We start from the raw sequence: 17,412 nt of genomic DNA, 5'->3' as shown, positions 1-17,412 counted from the left end.
AGGTTAAATCGTTAAAAGGCGCGTATTCACGTAACTATTAAGTGAATTTAATGCGCCTTTTCGTTTAGGTTCCATTTAGTTAACAACATTTGGTATTGCCCGTTGTGTTTAATGGCGTTGAGCGAGTTTGTTAGTTTTATCGCGAGCGTATTCTCTAATTTTCTGTTTGCCGTGATATGCAGTTCATTTGGAAAGTCAGGTAAATGCAGTTTTTTCTCAATTTTTGTTGGATCAAGGCCAATACTGTTAAGTTCTTTATCGAGATGTAAGGTGTTAGTTAGCACTAAATCGGTACGATTTTTATAAAGCATTTTCATTAAGCTTTCAGGCTCTGGTGCAAGCACTAAATCGCGTTCAAGTGAAAATCCAGCGTTTTCTAAATAGCGTTGGCTAAAATACCCTCGCACTGTGCTAACACGTAATCCTCGTGCACTGTGTAGGTTAAATAACTCAAATTGATTGCTTTTCAAACCAACTAAATAGGCGTGGGCGTTAAATACTGAACCTAGAAATAAGTAATTTGTTTCACGACCGGGCGTTTTAAGCAGCGACATCATTACTACATTCGGCTGCGACTGTAGTTCACGAAACGCTCTTGCTTGCGGCATGATTTCAATTTTGCCAGCGCACGCACAGTCATCAAGTACCGCGTTAACGACATCAACTAAAAAGCCGTCTGGCTGGTTATTTTTATCTTTAAAATGAAGCGGGTATAAGTCTTCAGCGACAAAGCGAAGTTGTGTAGCAGAGCAAGTGACACTGAAAAAAAGAGTGACGATAAGTATGACATATACAAGAACTGAGTTTTTCATAAAGAACACACAACAATTACAACCCATTGCACACATTGCCTAAATGTATGCGCTTTTTCCAGCCATTTAGCCTGATATTAGTCAGGCTTTAATTGTAGCTCAACGCAAATTAGTGCCAAGTAGCTTAATCGTCAGGGCCTTTTAAGGTAAATACTAAGTGTTTGCGCATATCTTTTAGCACAACACCTTTTTTTACCAGCGCTGCACTTAAGCGTTTTTGCCAAGTGAGCAGATTAGGCTCAGCAGCGGCTAAGGCTTGCTCATTTTCGAATTGAAAGCAAAGTAATAGCGATCCTGGAAACAAGTGATATTCAACATCAAACCAGCATTGCACCATGCCCGGAATTTCAGCTAAGGCTTTTGCCTCTAGCGCATCTGCAATACTAAGCACCAAAGCTTGTTGTTTTAGTTGAACTTTTGAGAGTTTTTTCATTGTTTTTTGATGCTCACTACGAAAATATCAAATGGGGAAGCAGAGCGTTCAGCCTGCGAAACGTCAATTATACCAATTCTGTTAAGTATGTGATCAGCTACTTAAGTGAATTGGTATTATAACCAAGGATTTAATGGGCTACCAATGTTAGATTATCGGCTTTTATATATTAGGATTGTGAATTAATAAGCGCCAACAGCGTTACCTGCACAGTTGGCGCACAAGGGATTAAGAAATTGAGGGTAAATAGTGCGCCATCAGCTGCTTTGCATCTGCTTGATACTCTTGGTACGACTTCACCTTAAAGAAAGTGCCTGCGCGATAATCTTCTCCTTGTCTGGTTTGATACATTTTCTCTAGCACTGCTTCATCATTCAAAAGTGCAAACAGTTGCGTCGCAGATTTGGCATCTTCTAGCGGATTATAGGTTTCTTGGTTGTTTTCATCGCGTTGGATAAGATTTTCTAAGCCAATAGTAAAGGTGTCTAGATAAGCGATTTGCTGCTGGCGTGGATGATTTATTAAGTCTTCGCCAAATTTGCTCAGCTGCTCGTCAGAAAACTCGTAATCTTCTAATAAATTAACGGTTTTACTTACCATATCTTGCACTGTTGTATACATGTTGTCGCCATGGCCCTTACGGAGATAAAGTGGGTTATCGGGGTCACGAGACGAAAAGGCGGAAAATTCTAAAAAGGCGCCCGATTTTTGCGTAATATCACCTAAAAATGAAACGATGTTTTGACGTGCGGTTTCATCTTTGTCGTGTAACTGATCAAGTAAACGTGTACCAAGATGATTATCAAACCCCAGTACATTTAACATTGCACTTTGCTGCTGCTCACTAAAATTACTGAGTTTGTCTACTAAATCACCTGGGTTATCTGACGAAATGACACTTGATACAAAATTTTGTAGGTTATTTGCGCTTGAATCGGTACTAAAGTACAAATTGATTTCCGAGTAGGTACCGTCATCGCGACTATTTTTTTTGTATGTATTTACGGACTCGCTATAAAGTGCTGCTTGCGAAATAATTTTGTCTCGGTTTACTTCATTTTGGTTGGCAATCACGTCAATAAATTGCGCTATTTTTTCTTCTTCCGTGCGCGGAGGTTGGTATTCATTCACATGCACAAATAACATGCTTGCAGGCACAGACAAGCCCGCAATAGCACTTACTAATCCATTTAAATGCTCGTTATCGAGCTGCCCTGACAATGATAAAAACTGTTCGTTTTTTAGCACATCTGTTTTTGCTAAATTAATGAAGTCTTCTTCAGAAAGTCGCTCATACAACGACGTAAGCTGCTGTTTTTGCTCATCGGATAAATTGGCTTGGTCGGGTTCGGCTAACCAACTGTTAAAATCAAAATCAACAAGGTAAACCTGGCTAATAAATACAGAATCTGGCGCTATTTGGTCATTAGCGTTTACTTTTGCTGTGTTTACAGCTTGTTCAATACTGGTGTTTTTATTTTGCACCGCATTTGAGAGGTTTTCATAACTATTTATGCTAGGTAATTTCATAATCACGTCCTTGTTTGTGAATCAATATGTTATCGGCAGGTTAGCCCAATAATTTAGTATTTATTTTGGCTTTGATTTTACTTGCTAGTTTGTAGATTCAGGCAGATACTTGCAGTTAATTCGGTGCTTTAAATTTAGCCATAAAACGCTTGTGCAAAGATATCGAACTAGGCAAAAAATGACGGCTTCTCGCTAGGCTTTTAAACTTAGTAGGGGCTATTTAGCGCGTTTTAGAGTGAAATTAATGAGCACATTAAGCCAAGAGTATATCGATTTATTAAAAGAAATTATTCGCCATCCGAGTGTGGTCGGGGCGGAGCATTCGTTTTTTCGTGTATTGCAGCGCGAGCTTGAAGAGCGAGGAGCCACCGTAACTTGGTACGAAGGACTATTAGTTGCGCAGGGTAAAAAGCCGTTCAGTGCAATGTTTTCCGCACATATCGACCGCCATGGTTTAATTTGCACCGGGCCGAACGAATTTCAATATGCAGCATTTATTGCTGCAAACCGCACTGATTTGCTCAATAACTCAGTGTCTGAAGAACTCATGACTAAAATCACCGAGCGCTATAAGTCTACCCCGGTGTATGCTTACGAACCTTGGTCTGGTGCGTATCGCGGGCAAGGCATGATCAAGCATTCTTATGTGTGTGAGTATCGAAATAACCTTATTTTTGAAATTGACGGCCTTGAAAGTGCCGTTGCCGGAACACCGGTTGCGTTTAAAGACAAACTACGTATTTCGGAAGAGCGATTAACCGGTCAGCTCGATAATGTGCTGTCGGCGGCAGCGCTCGTGCATTTATTTAGTTTGGGCTTTGAAGGCACAGTGTTTTTCACCGCGCAAGAAGAAGCAGGTAAAAGCTGGCGCTATTTATTGGAATGGTTTCGTCGTTTTGGTGGCTCAACTAACCGCTTATTTGTGGTGGATACTAGCCCGTTTCCCGATGTTGAATCAGCCAACAAACAACATTTAGTGCTGCGAAAAAAAGATGCCAACGCTTCGTTTAATTCAGCGGCAACTAAGTTAGTGGAAAAAATCTGTAAAGAGCAGCAGTTAAGCTACATCTATAAAGATGAATATATGGAAAAAATAAATAAAGAGCTTGCCGCGCGGGGGGAAGCGCCACGCTCTATTGGTAGTACTGAGCTTGGTCGTATTATCGCCAGTTCGAATGGTTTAGTGGATGGTACCACTATTCAAGTGCCAACAACCAGCTATCACACAATGGATGAATCGGGCTCAATCGCATCGGTAGAAGCCTTTTTGAATGTATTAATGGCCCTCTCAAAAAGAGGCTAATTATCAATAAAAAAGCGCCAGCATATTGCTGACGCTTTTGTTTTATCAGGTTATTGAGTTTATGCCAGTAGCAAAAAGCCAATAAATGCGATTGCAGCTGCAAGCAGTGCGTAAGGTAATTGGGTTACAGCATGGCTGACTAAGTTACAATCTGAGCCTTGCGCTGCCAGTACCGTTGAATCAGAATAAAAACACGCTTGGCTACCAAAAGATGACGCTGATAATAGCGCACCAATCACAAGCGGAATGTTCGCATCAACCGCAACAGCAAGTGGCATTACAATTGGGATTGTTACTGCAAAAATACCCCAACTCGACCCCGTAGCGAACGCTAAAATAGCCATTGATAAAAACACCATCGCAGGCAGTAATTGTGCTGTCATATACGGGCTTAGTGTGTCCATTACATATTGTGGCAATAGCAATTTGTCGCACACATCTTTAAAAATAAATGCAGCGATAACCGTACCAATGGCAGGTAACATACATTTAAAGCCATCAATCATTTGCTCCAACATATCGGCCAACGGCATTAAACGCTGTGCCATATAAAATGGAATGGTCACAGCCAATGTTGCCAGTAAGCCTTTCCACACATCAATATCAAAGTACACGGTAAAGCCTACAAGAAGCACTATTGGCACTAAAAAGTTGTAGAGCTTACCGCTATTATCGGCATTTTCGAATTCTTGCTCGATTGCTTTTGCAGCGTATTCATCGGGTGTTTGCACTTCGCTTAAATCGACTTGCTCAAGTGCTGGTTTACCCGCTTTTGCTGCAAGTTCGGCTTTATTCATAGGGCCAAACAGTGGGATCACCTCTAAAATAACCAATGGCACCATAAACACGGCAACCCAGGCATAGAGCATGTAGGGGATCGCGTCGATGTAAACGCTAATGCCTTGCCCTTCTGCGGCAACACCGTTATCAACCAACAAGCCACCAAAAAACACCGCCCAAGTAGATAGTGGCACCAGCACACAAATAGGTGCGGCGGTTGAATCAACCACATAGGCCAGCATTTCGCGGGAGATTTTAAATTTATCCGTAACGCGGCGCATGGTTTCGCCTACAGTTAAAGCGTTTAGGTAGTCATCAATAAAGATCACCACGCCCAGCAAGTAGGTCATAAGCAGTGACGACTTAGCGCCTTTGGCAAGTTTCAGTGCGCTGCGACCAAATGCCAGTGCACCACCAGTTCGCACCAATAGCGCAATAAGTGCACCAAAGCTACCGCATACTAAAATTAGCCAACCTATGGTTTCGTCGGCCATCACTTTTAATGATGCCTCGGCAAAATTACTTAAAATGGTCGTAAAATCAAGCAGGGCTAAGCCTACTAACGCACCTAACACAAGGGCTAAAATAGGGCGGCGAAGTACTACAGCAAGTGTCAGTACAACAATGGGTGGAATTAAGCTGATAACGCTCGGCTCGGTCATTCAAATGGTTCCAATATTATGGTTACTTTTAAAGGTGTAAATCGCAGCAATAGGCATGCGGATATCTGCTTAATATTGGGTTGACCAGCGCTTAGTATGGCCCTTCTTGAAACATCACGGCGAAAATAAACAGGATTACGTTTTGCGTCAATTTAAAATTTTTGTCTTATCAAAAAATAGTTTTAATCAATGGGTTAAATTATTAAATTTCAATAGGTTATTAACCATTAAATGTTAGTGTAGTACTGAGTGTGGTGCTACGGCATTTTTATTTTTCACTTAACAAAAACAGTTTAATTTAAACACCTTAACGCAAACTCAGTTCCTTTAATTTATTTGAATAGCATAATGCGCTAACACTTTGGCTTTTCTTCATTACAACAAGGATCGTAACAATGACAAAAACGTTTTTTAATACTGAGCTTGCGCTTATTCAAGCGCCGATGGCGGGAGTACAAAATGCCAAATTGGCCGTTGCGGTTTGCAATGCAGGAGGGCTTGGGTCGCTGCCGTGTGCTATGTTGACAAAAGAGCAGCTAGTTAGCGAATTAAACTATCTAACCTGCCATACAGATAAGCCCTACAACTTAAACTTTTTTTGCCACACCACGCCCAATTATAGCAAGCAGCAGCAAATGGATTGGCATCAATTACTCACCCCTTATTTTGCCGAGTTTAATATTGATGCATCAGGATTTTCAAGCAGTGCATCGCGCACGCCTATTGATCAAAGTGTATTGGAGATTATCGCGCCATATAAACCGCCAATAGTGAGCTTTCATTTTGGCTTGCCAGCCAAGGAGATTGTGTCGCAAATTAAAAAGTGGGGTGGGCAAGTCTGGTCATCGGCAACCACGTTTGAAGAAGCGTGTTTTTTAAAAGAAAACGGTGTTGATGCCATTATTGCACAGGGCATTGAAGCCGGTGGTCACCGCGGCCATTTTTTATCGACTAACATCATGCAGCAGCCAACAACCAAGCAATTGGTAAAACAATGTGTCACTTTAGACGTGCCAATTATTGCCGCTGGTGGTATTAGTAAACCTGAAGACGTTGAGGCATTTCAGCAGCTAGGTGCTGGTGCGGTACAAATTGGTAGTGCCTATTTATTAAGTAATGAAGCCACAACAAGTGAGCTCCATCGCGCGGCACTAAAAAAGCCGCACCAAACAGTGCTGACGACTATATTTTCTGGTCGCCCTGCGCGCGGAATAGTCAACCGTGCGATAACTGAGCTTGACAGCATGCCGTCACATGTACCGCCATTCCCGTTTGCGTCAATTGCGATGACGGCGATCCGCGCCCGTGCAGAAGCCGCTGGCAAAAGTGATTTTTCGCCACTTTGGTGTGGTCAGCATTTTGTGGTGCGTGATAGCGTGAATGCAAGTGAGATTACTCAATTATTAATGCGAGGTTGGCACCATTGAATACGCCAAAAATCCTTGAACTAGGTGATAGTTATCAGCAACTTGCAAGCTTATTTGAGCAAAAGTTAGCAGGGCAATTTGATATTAAAACCTATGCCAAAGGCGAGGTACTATTACAACAAGGCGAAACGCAACACGCGGGGTTTTTAATTTTGTCAGGGGTACTTGGGGCTTTGCACGCAAGTTCCGATGGCGGGCAAAAATGCAAAGAGTTTTATTTTAAAGATGAATTTGCACTTTTGTATGGCAATTGGCTAACGCACAGTCCTGCGCTTTATCAGCTAAAAGTAATACGTCAGGCTCGCGTAATTAAGGTGCCATTATCGTTAATGGAAAATGCAGATTGGCAGTTTATAAAACAACAGCTTATAACCCAACAGTTATTATTTAAAGAAGCCAAAGAGGCTTTTTTATTGCTCAATACGCCCGAGCAACGCTATCAATATTTACTCGACAATAAACCTCATTGGTTAGAAACGCTTAGTTTGAACGAAGTGGCAATGTACTTGGGAGTGTCGGCAATATCATTGTCGCGCATTCGCCGTCGTTTAAATTTAACCAAATCATTTTGACGGCAATTAACTTAAGTTAAGGTTTTTACATTGGCGCCTGATTAGACTGCCCCTTTTTACAGGAGCCGTTATGTTTATTGTGTCGCAGTGTTTGGTAGCAATCGCTACTTTACTTGATTTAGCCTCGTTTCAATTTAAATCGCGCAGTGCGATTTTAACCTGCTTATTTACTTCGGTATTGTTTACCGCAGTGCATTTTCTGTTGCTCGATAAAATAAGTGCAGCATGTTTAATGCTGTTGGCGGCATTGCGTTATGGCTATTGTATTTTTGCACGAGATCCACGTGTAATGCTCGGTTTTATGGCGATGAGTATTGCTGCGGTTTATATTACTTGGCATAGCTGGATAAGCCTAATTGCGCTGCTTGCGGCTTTACTGCAAACCTATGCGTCGTTTCAAGCAAATGATTTTACTTTGCGCTGTTTTATGATTGTTGGCACCTTATGTTGGATTTTGCACAATGTGTTGGTGTTTTCGCCAGTAGCTGTACTGATGGAAAGTGTTTTCTTAATCAGTAACCTGATTGGCTTGTGGCGTTTTTATGCCAAAAAGCAGTTATCGGTTAACACTTAGTTTGGTTGAGGGGACTTGTGTTGGAAGGGGGTTGTTTAGCTAAGCTCAGGTTTATTGACTGCAAATCCAACGATGTGTTTAAAAATAAGGCATACAGCTAAGAGTTTAGCTTGGTTACGTTGAATTTAGTGTGAATATAGGTAAAGTCAGCCTCCACTAAAATTTTGGAGCTGAACTTACCATGAGCACTGCCTTTTCTCGCCGCTTTCTTTCGTTAATTGACCAAATCACAGAAGGCAACAAAAAGCGTTTTGCTGAAGTAACCGGGCGTTCGGCTTCAACTATTTATCGTTTGTGTCGTGGTGGCAGCCGCCCGTCGCTTGCTTATTTAGAACAATTAAGTGAGCAATTTAGCATTGATTTAAATTGGCTAATTACAGGCCAGCGCGCTACTGACGACGTTACCAATAACACTAAACCCGATATGGTACTTGCACCTAAGTTTGATGTAGAAGCCAGTGCGGGCTTTGGCCAAGTTGGCGCAGGGGAAGAAATTTCTGACCATTTTGGTTTTTCGAAACAGTGGTTATCATCGCAATTAGGTGTGCATTCAGAGCAGTTGGCGTTTGTTTCTGTACGCGGAGACAGTATGCAACCAACCCTAGAACACGGCGATATGATTTTAGTGGATATGTCGCAAAAGCAAGCGCATAAAGAAGATATTTATTTAGTACACACCGAAGATGGTTTGTTAACTAAACGCTTAAAACCATTTAGTGGCGGCGTAAAAGTAATAAGTGACAATCCAGAATACCCAAGCTTTGAAATCACCCATGCCACGGGTGAACAAGCACGTATTGTTGGTCGAGTTGTGTGGTTTGGTCGCGATATATAACATTAAAAGTGAGCAAAAAAAACCGAAGTCACTGACTTCGGTTTTTTGTTTAATCTAGCCCGCGATTGCGAAGTAGTGCATCCGTGGTAGGCTTTCGGCCTCTAAATCCTTCGTATGCTTCGAAGTAATCTAATGTATCACCACGGCTGTAAATAAAGTGATATAACTTCTCTGCCGTTTCTGGGTCAAAAATATTTTTCTTTTCCAAGAAAGCATCAAACCCGTCGGCATCTAAGATTTCAGACCACATATATGCGTAATAGGCTGAAGAGTAACCGCCAGCAAAAATATGGCCAAAGTGCGTGCTGCGATGGCGCATAATAATTTCACTAGGTTTACCGTACTTAGTTAACACGTCGTTTTCAAAAGCACGTACATCCAAGTGTTTTACGTCTGTTAGTTGGTGATATGCCATATCGACAAGTGCAGATGCCGTAAACTCAATCGTTGCGAAGCCTTGGTTAAAGGTACTTGCTTGTTTAATACGCTCAATAAGTGCTTTAGGCATAGGCTCGTTGGTTTTGTAATGACGAGCAAACTTTTCGAGCATTTCTGGTTGCGCAATAAAGTGTTCATAAAGTTGCGCAGGGAACTCAACCCAGTCACGAGGTACACTTGTGCCAGCAAGCGTTGGGTAAGTCACGTTAGATAATAAACCATGAAGTGCGTGGCCAAACTCATGAAACAAGGTTACTGCATCGGAGTAACTCATTAACGTTTTTTCGCCTTCAGCTGGTTTATTTAAGTTCATATTGTTGACGATAATTGGCTTTACATCGCCAGCAAGCTTTTGCTGGGTGCGGAACGAGCTCATCCAAGCGCCTGAGCGCTTGCTTGAGCGTGCGTAATAGTCACCAAAGAATAAACCGATGGCGTTGCCTGTTTTGTCTTGCACTTCCCATACACGAACTACTTCGTTGTAAACAGGAATGTCGTTACGTTCAACAAATTTAAGGCCAAATAATTGCTCAGCAACATAAAATTTTGCTGCAAGCATATTTTCAAGCTCGAAATACTCGGCAATTTCACCTTGGTCTAAGTCAAATTTGGCTTTACGTACTTTTTCTGCGTAATAGCGCCAATCCCAAGCAGCTAGCTCGTGCTTAACACCCTCAGCTGCCATTTGCTCTTTTATCCAACTACGCTCTTGTTCTGCTTTTTCAATTGCTGGCTCCCACACTTTTAACAGTAGGTCCATTGCGGTTTCTGGAGAACTTGCCATCGCGTTTGACAGTACATATTCAGAGTGGTTTTTATAACCAAGCAGTTGAGCACGTTTGGCGCGTAACGATACCATCTCAGCAATAATTGCCTTATTGTCGAACTCATTATCGTTGTCGCCACGGTTTGCCCAACCTTTGAACGCTTTTTCGCGTAGATCGCGACGGCTCGAAAATTGTAAAAACGGTTCAACGCTGGCACGGTTTAGTGTAATCACGTATTTGCCTGCTAAGTTTCTCGCTTTTGCCGCTGCGGCTGCTGCATCACGTTGTGCTTGAGATAAACCGTCTAAATCTGATTCTTCTAATACCAATGTAAACGCACGCGAGTCATTTAAAGAGTTCTGCCCAAACTGGGTTGAAAGTTCGGAAATACGTTCATCGATGGATGCGAGTTCAGCGCGTTGTTCTTCGGTTAGGTTTGCACCTGTTCTCACAAAGCTGTCGTATACACGGTTTAACAAACGAGTTTGTTCAGGGTTTAAATTTGCACCAGAACGGTTGTTGTAAACGTGCGCTACACGTTTGAACAAGGCTTCATCCATGCGAATTTCATTGTTGTGACGCGTTAGCATTGGTGACACTTTACGCTGCAACGCTTGCATTTCATCGTTTGATTCTGTGCCAGTTAAATTAAAAAACACACGAGAAACGCGTGTGAGTGACGCACCTGCAAGCTCCATAGCGGCGATAGTATTATCGAATGTTGGTGCGTATTCACTTTGTGTGATCGCATTGATTTCTTTTTTATGCTCAGCCATGCTTTTTTCAAAAGCGGGTAAAAAGTCGGTTGTTTTTATTTCATCAAATGGTGGCGAACCAAATTGCGTATTCCACTCTTTAAAAAATGGGTTTTGCGTGAGCGCGTTTTTGCTCTCTTTCGAAGTGGTTTCACTTACTTCTGTATGTGCTTTGTTAGGACTCTCAGGTTCTTTGGAGCAACCTGTCAGCATAACTGCTGCAGATATTGCCAAAGCTAGGTAGGTTTTATGTTGCACAACTTTCCCCTTAAAAGGCTTGTTATTAGATTATTTATAAAATGATACATTATAACAAAACAAATAAAATGAATTTTATCTCATAAATGATGGTGCTTGTCTGAAATTTTAGGTGTTGGCGTTAGGTGTTTTAACGTGTTTGAAGGGGAGTGGTGCGTTTTTACCTAAAATAGTGTTGGTCGAGTTGTGTGGTTTGGCGCGATATTTAATTTAACCTAACTTGGGTTAAATTAGAGCGTGTTGACCTTTGCTGTCTATTTCTGCAGCATTTTGTTTGGCATTTAGACCACAAAGATCAACACGCTCTAGTCGTGAGCTAAGATTTGCTCACGGCTTAATTGTATGTGGTGCCAAAAGCGCGCTACATCGTCTTTATTGTTGTTATAAAAATCTCGATTAAACGGTACGTACCAATAGGTGCGTTTTAACACTCCCTGACTGCTGATAACAATACCTTGTTTGTTAAGTGCTTCAACACGTTTTAACCCTGCGCGTTTTTCAACTACATAACCGTCGAGCCTGCCATTAGCGACTTGGTTGATGCCCAAATCTAAGTCATAGTTATCATTTGCGGCGACGTTATGCTGTTTTAAAAATTGATGTAATACATAGCCAGTGGGTGCTTGTAAGCCAAATTCTTGTATGCGTTTGTAATAATTAAAATTAAACTGACCTTGTTCGTTAAACAGTTTGCCGTTCGATTCGGCACGATGCAGCGGCGAGCCTTTTTTATACAAAATGACATAATCTACTTTATTTAAGTAGTGCTGCTCATTTGTTGGGTATGCAAATTGCTCTGCGCGCTTAGGCGTTTTAAGCATTACAAACAAGCCGTCATATGTGCCATTTTTAACGCCTTTCTTGCAGCGTTTCCATGGACGAGCAACAAAAGTAATCGGTGTATTAGCGTGCTTTGCTGCCCCAGATAACACGTCAATTACAAGCCCTCCAGGCTGAGTGTTTTGCACTGGCTTAGTAAGGTAAGGCGGGTACTCTTTATCTTCATGACAAAGTCGCCAAGGCTTAGCATTAATACTAAAGCTAACTACAAGCAAAAATGTGAGTAAGGCGTTTAAAAGCATAGTATTTCTTTGTCGTTGAGTAGTGGTAATTATATGTGACTTGCCTGAAATAGCTATGCAAAAAAGCAGCTTACAAAACGAGTTTTGGTCAACATATGGTTAATTGTGTAAAACATAGCTAAGCACTATGTTTTTATGTTACTAACATATTTCAGTGTGACAGCGCCTATTGAATTTAGGCTAGGGTCTGTTAACCTTTGCTGTTCTATTTTTGTTCTTTTTGAGCGTGCTTTTATCGCGGCGCTCGATGTGTGGCCTAGTAACCTAAGCAAATATCGAGCAACAATGAGAAAAGTGCGCTCAAAAGAACCATTCGGCAGCGCTTGATTGAGTTTTCTACTGTGTTATCGGCTGACTCACATAGAATGACTATGCCACGCAGTCTCTGCCTTGTATAAAACCCAATCAAACTGCTGCAAAAACGAACTTGAAAGGTCAACAGACCCTAGTTACTTAGCTTTGAAACAAGTAGCAATTTGGCATCTTTGCCATCGGTTAAAATGGCGATATTACCGCTATTGCTAACAAATACGTCGCGCAAGCGACCGCTTATTTCGGGGAATACAGCGGTTTGTTTAAAGCGATTATTGTTAATATCAACTGCGTACAGTTTTCTATCAACGAGCGTGGTAATTAATACGTGCTTTTGTAGTGATGGGAACGCGTTATAACGTGTGCCGTAGTAAGCCATGCCAGAAGGGGCGATAGAGGGTGTCCAATTAATGCTTGGTTGTTTCATACCCTTGTATCGAGTAAACGGCGAAATTCGCGCTTGTGAATAGTCTTTACCGTAGGTGATCACCGGCCAACCGTAATTTTCTCCAGCGCTTAAAAAATTTAGCTCATCGCCGCCAGCAGGGCCATGTTCATGACTTACAATGCGTTTTGCATCGTAATCGTACACAAGCCCTTGTGCATTGCGATGGCCAAGAGAAAAAACCGTATGAGCGTTTTGGTTTGTGTGATCTTTAAATGGATTGTTGTTAGGTATGCTGCCATCTAGGTTTATGCGTAGCATTTTTCCTAATTGACTCGTTACAACTTGTGCTTGTTCACGATAATCAAAGCCGTCGCCACTTGAAAACAGCAAGGTATTGTCAGGCAGTATTAGTGCGCGACCAGCATAATGTTGAGGTGTGCCTTTATCGGTTGCGACCGTATACACAATTTGAGGTTTTGAAAATTCTGTGCCATTAAACTGTGCTTTTGCGATGGCTAAGCGGTTAGCGCTTAAGTTGCCTTGAGCGTAGGTAAAATAAACGGTGTTTGATTGCACATAATCAGGTGCAAGCAGTATATCAAGCAAGCCACCTTGACCTGCAAGGTACAGGCCTTCAAAGTTAACGTTTAGCCGTTTTTGGCTGTTGCCTTTTACCATTACGACATGGCCGTCTCGTTCAGTAATCAGCCATGTTCCATCGGGTAACTCCACCATGCTCCAAGGCGCGTTTAATCCGGTAGCAAGGGTATGTATGTTGTAAGTTTCTAACGGTAAGTTGGTGTCGCTTGCAATGGCGTTTTTTGAAACACCTACAGATGTGACAAAACTAAAGACGATACAAAGCAACCATTGTTTACAACCCAAGTGTTTGCTAGTGTGAGGGAATATACCTTTGTTGAGTTGCGCTAACTTTGTTATTTTTAACACGTTTATTACCTTCGTTTTTAGTCGCATGGCTGCTGAGCTTTACCATAGCTAGCTTGTTCCATAGCCAATATGTTGTCAATCAGTTAGTAAATGTTGGTGTGGTGGTGCCATTAGGTTATCGTCTTAATGTAATGGCGCAAGATTGGCTTGGCATGATCACAACCTATGGCGTGATTATCGCAGTTGCATTAGCAATCGCGTTTACGGTTGCTAATTGGCTTAGCAAAAAATACGCTATTTCGCGCGATGTATGGTTTACCTTTGCAGGTATTGCAGCGCTCGCAACTGTGTTAATTGCGTTTGAACTCATTGTGAAAATTAACGTAATTGCGGGCGCAAGAGGTTGGGGGTTTTATACCCAATTACTCGCTGGCGCCGCAGGTGGTTTTGTGTTTTCAAAAGTAAGTGCTGCGCTAACACGTAAATAATAAGCTGTTAGCTTTAAAGTAAGCTTAACGTATAATCTTCTAAGCTTATTTAGTACAGCTTATTATCTCCAAGCGACACTTCCATCTCATTACTCCCTTTAACTGGGCCGCCAATCATCTCATCGTAGGCGCTGCTTTGACGTACCACCTGTTTTTTAGCTTTTACATTTTGAAAACGCTGTTGTAGTGCCAATAAATTATGGTGTTTTATGCGTTCACCTCGCTCATCAGTAATGATGTATTCCTGTCCTTCAACCACTGCACTTACGTTGTAAAGCGCTAAATCAAGGCTATTAAAAACAAGTTTTTCAACTTCAAAGTACTTTTCTAATTTGCTCAGTTTCATTGTCGTATTCTTATTTAAATCATAACCTTGTTTATTACGTATACCACTTCAAATTAGATTAACTAGTAGCGTTAATTTTTATGTGTTAAACAAGCTAATAGTTTGTTCTATTTACATATTTAGTAAAGCCAATAAAATAGGCAAGGCAACAACGGAATCGCCGTTAATCAAAACAACCATCGCTAGCACAAATGGATTTAATATGCGCTCAATTGCAAAGCACTCGCTCGAACTTGATTTAACCGACAAAGATTGGTTTAGATACGCTTCCTTTCAAGGTAAATCATCGCTACAAGCCGATTCAGTAACACGGCTTCAGTCTTTGCCTGCGTTAGCCGTGTTATCAGGTTGGGCTGAAGTGTTTTTTGCCCTTTTGGTGATGGCGATTGCGCTATCAAGTTTGTATTTAGTAGAACATTACCCGCGTGGCATCGCTTTTTTAATTTGTTTAGGCAGCTTTTTAACGGTATTCATAATTAAGCGCTTAGTAACGATTAAAAAATATGGTTTTGGCAGTAAAAAAGTGATGACCATTAGCCAAAATCACATCGAAATTGAAGAGCTCGCTAAAAAAGTCAAAAAAGGTGGCAGTGAGTTAGTTAATAAAAGCGATATAAGCGAAGTGGTTTTTAACTACACCTATATTCGCAAAAACAAGCACCGAGTCGGTGGCGTTGCCAATAAAACACGCGCTGTTTTGCATACTTGCGATATTCATTTAAACGACGGTAAAACCATCTCCCTCGACGCTATGCGCGTTGGGTTATTTAATGTTTTGTACTTATTAGTATTTCATCAATACCCATTGAAATATAGAAACACCTCAGCCGGTGGTATCGGCACCATGTCGATTATTTTACTGCGATTATTCGCACTTGGCGCAATCGGCAATGCGTTAATTTTGATGGGTAATAAGTTGTTTTAACTTATTAATATTTCACATTGATTTACATTTACTAAAATGAATACAGATCTTTTGATTGCAGGGTATTTACATTCAAAATAAAGTTGCGGGCGATAATTATAATAAAACTCGCTTAAGGAAAAAGAGTGAACTTAAAACATCTATGTTGCGCCGCTATCATCTTCTTTTTAGTTGGCTGTCAAAGTACACCGAAAGACCAAAACGCCCAATTACTCTCAAACTCACATGGTTATTTAGTTGTAAATTTGCCACGTTTTCATCCCAATGTGGAAGTTACAAATATAGCTACTAAAAAGAAGTACACTCTCACCACGCGTATCAATAACACTTCTGGTTTATGGCTACCTGAGGGGGAATATGCTATTAGCAAAATGGGTATGCAGTCCAAGATAAAAGGGTTTCCAACGATTAACGTAAAAACAGGTACGTTAACTGATATGGGCTCTTTGATTTACTTTGATTTAGGGGACGATCAAGAAATTTGGATTCCAAAGCGTTTAGGTAACGAAGAACAATTAATAGCCCCACATATCGCAAAATATTCTCCTTACTTGTCGAACCAAAATGGTATCGTTTGGCAGCCAAAAAAAATGCCTTTGCCTAGCAAAAGTGTGATGACAAGTTCAGGACAAGGCTTAGTGGTTGATCTAATAAATGTTTATGTGCACAGTGTTCAAGAAGGAGCGTTGAAGAAAGGTTTGTCAGATGAATTAGATGCTGATCAATTTTATAATTTAGCAATCAAAGCGTTACCACCAATACAGTCGCAAATTCCGGCAAGTGATAATAATCAAAACTTATATTATGGTGCCGAGCTTGGTGTAATCAAAAAGCGTGATGCAAAAGGGCAATGGGACATTATTCAAACAAATCAAGTGAGCGACATTCATACCGTTCGAACGCTTTCAAATGGAAAGCTATTAGCGGCAAACGAAGCGCAACAAATGATTGTTGAAGCGCAAGAACAATGGCAAGTGGTAAGCAAGTTTGAAAATAATGAAAAAATTCAAGATATCGATATTTTAGGCGACAAAGTTTATGTAATCACAGCTGATTATGAAGACGTAAACTATATTCCATTCGGAGGTAATAACTATACATTAAAAGTTTATGAGTTTGACGCTAGTAATTTCGCATCTAAAAAAGAAATCTATTCGAATTTTAGAAAATGGGGTGCAAGAGCACACGGCAAAATTGTAAATAATAAATACTATATTGGCTTATCGCCAGAGCTACTTGATGTTATCGACTTGAATACGTATCAGACAGAAAATTTAAATGTGCCTCAAAAATTCACAAACTTTAATGTGTTAGGTGAAATAATTACGCTATACAACCAACAAGGCGCATTTTCTGATCTATTTGTTTCAAAAGATTTAGGGCAAACGTGGCAAGAACTTAGCACACCACTATACACCATTGGCAGTATTTTGTTCGAATCACTGACTAATGGAACAGCATACCGCATTGCTGCTAATTTAGCAGATGTGAGCTTTTTCTTGCAAAAATATGATGCGCAAAAGAACAAGTGGCATAACTTTTCTGAAGCGCCACGTGAGTGCAAATTTATCTTACACGATGCAGAGTATTTCCCTCGTTTTTGTGTGACTAAATCAGATGAAATTATGTCATACCAGAATAAACAGTGGTCAAAGGAGTCCAGCTTTCTTTAATTTATTACTTTCTAATAAAAGCACCCTTGCTATTAAATGAGTTAGGGTGTTGTCTTTTTAAGCAAGCCCGTATTGGGTAAGTCTTAATCTATTGTTTCTATTATTATTGGATTAAAGTGATAGAGGTGGGCTGTTAGCAGAAGTAATGAAATGCTGTTCCGCAA

General features: G+C 40.9%; 16 protein-coding genes. 8 read left to right on the top strand and 8 right to left on the bottom strand.

Annotated features, from left to right (window positions below; genetic code table 11):
- Positions 1-47 precede the first annotated feature (47 nt).
- From ACHSBP_RS17335 to ACHSBP_RS17325, 3 genes are all read right to left on the bottom strand, one after another.
- A complete protein-coding gene (locus ACHSBP_RS17335; protein ID WP_395389775.1) occupies positions 48-812 on the bottom strand; it encodes a substrate-binding periplasmic protein in 765 nt (254 codons plus the stop codon).
- A gap of 124 nt (positions 813-936) precedes the next feature.
- Positions 937-1,245 (bottom strand): hypothetical protein, encoded by a 309-nt coding sequence (locus ACHSBP_RS17330; protein WP_100914700.1) that lies wholly within the window; start codon positions 1,243-1,245, stop codon positions 937-939.
- Between the two features lie 228 nt (positions 1,246-1,473).
- Positions 1,474-2,775, bottom strand: coding sequence for a hypothetical protein (locus ACHSBP_RS17325; RefSeq protein ID WP_395389774.1), 1,302 nt, complete (start codon positions 2,773-2,775; stop codon positions 1,474-1,476).
- A 244-nt stretch (positions 2,776-3,019) separates the two neighbouring features.
- Between ACHSBP_RS17325 and ACHSBP_RS17320 the strand changes: the two genes are divergently transcribed.
- A complete protein-coding gene (locus ACHSBP_RS17320; RefSeq protein WP_100914701.1) occupies positions 3,020-4,078 on the top strand; it encodes a peptidase M42 in 1,059 nt (352 codons plus the stop codon).
- Between the two features lie 59 nt (positions 4,079-4,137).
- Here ACHSBP_RS17320 and ACHSBP_RS17315 read toward each other — a convergent pair whose 3' ends face one another.
- Positions 4,138-5,520, bottom strand: coding sequence for a Na+/H+ antiporter NhaC family protein (locus ACHSBP_RS17315; protein ID WP_010558292.1), 1,383 nt, complete (start codon positions 5,518-5,520; stop codon positions 4,138-4,140).
- 395 nt (positions 5,521-5,915) lie between these two features.
- On the opposite strand from ACHSBP_RS17315, the gene ACHSBP_RS17310 reads away from it, so the two are divergent.
- From ACHSBP_RS17310 to ACHSBP_RS17295, 4 genes are all read left to right on the top strand, one after another.
- The gene (locus ACHSBP_RS17310) at positions 5,916-6,947 is read left to right on the top strand and encodes a nitronate monooxygenase family protein (RefSeq protein ID WP_010558291.1); all 1,032 of its coding nucleotides are present in this window, start codon (positions 5,916-5,918) and stop codon (positions 6,945-6,947) included.
- Positions 6,944-7,519 (top strand): Crp/Fnr family transcriptional regulator, encoded by a 576-nt coding sequence (locus ACHSBP_RS17305; RefSeq protein ID WP_395389772.1) that lies wholly within the window; start codon positions 6,944-6,946, stop codon positions 7,517-7,519. Before ACHSBP_RS17310 ends, ACHSBP_RS17305 begins: the two co-directional genes overlap by 4 nt.
- A gap of 70 nt (positions 7,520-7,589) precedes the next feature.
- Positions 7,590-8,093, top strand: a complete 504-nt coding sequence (locus ACHSBP_RS17300) for a YgjV family protein (protein ID WP_395389771.1) — start codon at positions 7,590-7,592, stop codon at positions 8,091-8,093.
- A gap of 181 nt (positions 8,094-8,274) precedes the next feature.
- The gene (locus tag ACHSBP_RS17295; protein ID WP_010558288.1) at positions 8,275-8,928 is read left to right on the top strand and encodes an XRE family transcriptional regulator; all 654 of its coding nucleotides are present in this window, start codon (positions 8,275-8,277) and stop codon (positions 8,926-8,928) included.
- A gap of 49 nt (positions 8,929-8,977) precedes the next feature.
- Here the strand turns inward: ACHSBP_RS17295 and ACHSBP_RS17290 are convergent, their stop codons facing one another.
- From ACHSBP_RS17290 to ACHSBP_RS17280, 3 genes are all read right to left on the bottom strand, one after another.
- Complete coding sequence (locus tag ACHSBP_RS17290; protein ID WP_395389769.1) at positions 8,978-11,146, bottom strand: M3 family metallopeptidase; 2,169 nt, start codon at positions 11,144-11,146, stop codon at positions 8,978-8,980.
- A gap of 305 nt (positions 11,147-11,451) precedes the next feature.
- The gene (locus tag ACHSBP_RS17285) at positions 11,452-12,228 is read right to left on the bottom strand and encodes an ABC transporter substrate-binding protein (RefSeq protein WP_010558286.1); all 777 of its coding nucleotides are present in this window, start codon (positions 12,226-12,228) and stop codon (positions 11,452-11,454) included.
- Positions 12,229-12,673: 445 nt separating this feature from the next.
- Entirely contained in the window at positions 12,674-13,876 is a 1,203-nt protein-coding gene (locus tag ACHSBP_RS17280) for a PQQ-dependent sugar dehydrogenase (RefSeq protein WP_395389768.1), read from the bottom strand.
- On the opposite strand from ACHSBP_RS17280, the gene ACHSBP_RS17275 reads away from it, so the two are divergent.
- Entirely contained in the window at positions 13,861-14,304 is a 444-nt protein-coding gene (locus ACHSBP_RS17275) for a hypothetical protein (protein WP_395389766.1), read from the top strand. The genes ACHSBP_RS17280 and ACHSBP_RS17275 overlap by 16 nt on opposite strands.
- Before the next feature lie 49 nt (positions 14,305-14,353).
- Here ACHSBP_RS17275 and ACHSBP_RS17270 read toward each other — a convergent pair whose 3' ends face one another.
- Entirely contained in the window at positions 14,354-14,650 is a 297-nt protein-coding gene (locus ACHSBP_RS17270; RefSeq protein ID WP_105172182.1) for a DUF6482 family protein, read from the bottom strand.
- 202 nt (positions 14,651-14,852) lie between these two features.
- On the opposite strand from ACHSBP_RS17270, the gene ACHSBP_RS17265 reads away from it, so the two are divergent.
- The gene (locus tag ACHSBP_RS17265) at positions 14,853-15,575 is read left to right on the top strand and encodes a hypothetical protein (RefSeq protein ID WP_395389765.1); all 723 of its coding nucleotides are present in this window, start codon (positions 14,853-14,855) and stop codon (positions 15,573-15,575) included.
- A 125-nt stretch (positions 15,576-15,700) separates the two neighbouring features.
- Positions 15,701-17,248: a hypothetical protein gene (locus ACHSBP_RS17260; protein WP_395389764.1), complete on the top strand. Its 1,548-nt coding sequence runs from the start codon at positions 15,701-15,703 to the stop codon at positions 17,246-17,248.
- Positions 17,249-17,412: the final 164 nt, after the last annotated feature.

This window comes from Pseudoalteromonas sp. XMcav1-K, from assembly GCF_044005875.1.
In the GTDB taxonomy this organism is placed as follows: Bacteria; Pseudomonadota; Gammaproteobacteria; order Enterobacterales; family Alteromonadaceae; genus Pseudoalteromonas; species Pseudoalteromonas spongiae.
The sequence above is the reverse complement of the archived record's forward strand: the minus strand, read 5'-3'. Positions and strand labels throughout refer to the sequence as shown.

Bases quoted from the DNA above. Each gene is read 5' to 3' on its own strand.
- ACHSBP_RS17300 (WP_395389771.1), top strand. From the start codon at position 7,590: ATGTTTATTGTGTCGCAGTGTTTGGTAGCAATCGCTACTTTACTTGAT.
- ACHSBP_RS17320 (WP_100914701.1), top strand. From the start codon at position 3,020: ATGAGCACATTAAGCCAAGAGTATATCGATTTATTAAAAGAAATTATT.
- ACHSBP_RS17270 (WP_105172182.1), bottom strand. From the start codon at position 14,650: ATGAAACTGAGCAAATTAGAAAAGTACTTTGAAGTTGAAAAACTTGTT.
- ACHSBP_RS17315 (WP_010558292.1), bottom strand. From the start codon at position 5,520: ATGACCGAGCCGAGCGTTATCAGCTTAATTCCACCCATTGTTGTACTG.
- ACHSBP_RS17335 (WP_395389775.1), bottom strand. From the start codon at position 812: ATGAAAAACTCAGTTCTTGTATATGTCATACTTATCGTCACTCTTTTT.
- ACHSBP_RS17295 (WP_010558288.1), top strand. From the start codon at position 8,275: ATGAGCACTGCCTTTTCTCGCCGCTTTCTTTCGTTAATTGACCAAATC.
- ACHSBP_RS17330 (WP_100914700.1), bottom strand. From the start codon at position 1,245: ATGAAAAAACTCTCAAAAGTTCAACTAAAACAACAAGCTTTGGTGCTT.
- ACHSBP_RS17310 (WP_010558291.1), top strand. From the start codon at position 5,916: ATGACAAAAACGTTTTTTAATACTGAGCTTGCGCTTATTCAAGCGCCG.
- ACHSBP_RS17325 (WP_395389774.1), bottom strand. From the start codon at position 2,775: ATGAAATTACCTAGCATAAATAGTTATGAAAACCTCTCAAATGCGGTG.
- ACHSBP_RS17285 (WP_010558286.1), bottom strand. From the start codon at position 12,228: ATGCTTTTAAACGCCTTACTCACATTTTTGCTTGTAGTTAGCTTTAGT.
- ACHSBP_RS17265 (WP_395389765.1), top strand. From the start codon at position 14,853: ATGCGCTCAATTGCAAAGCACTCGCTCGAACTTGATTTAACCGACAAA.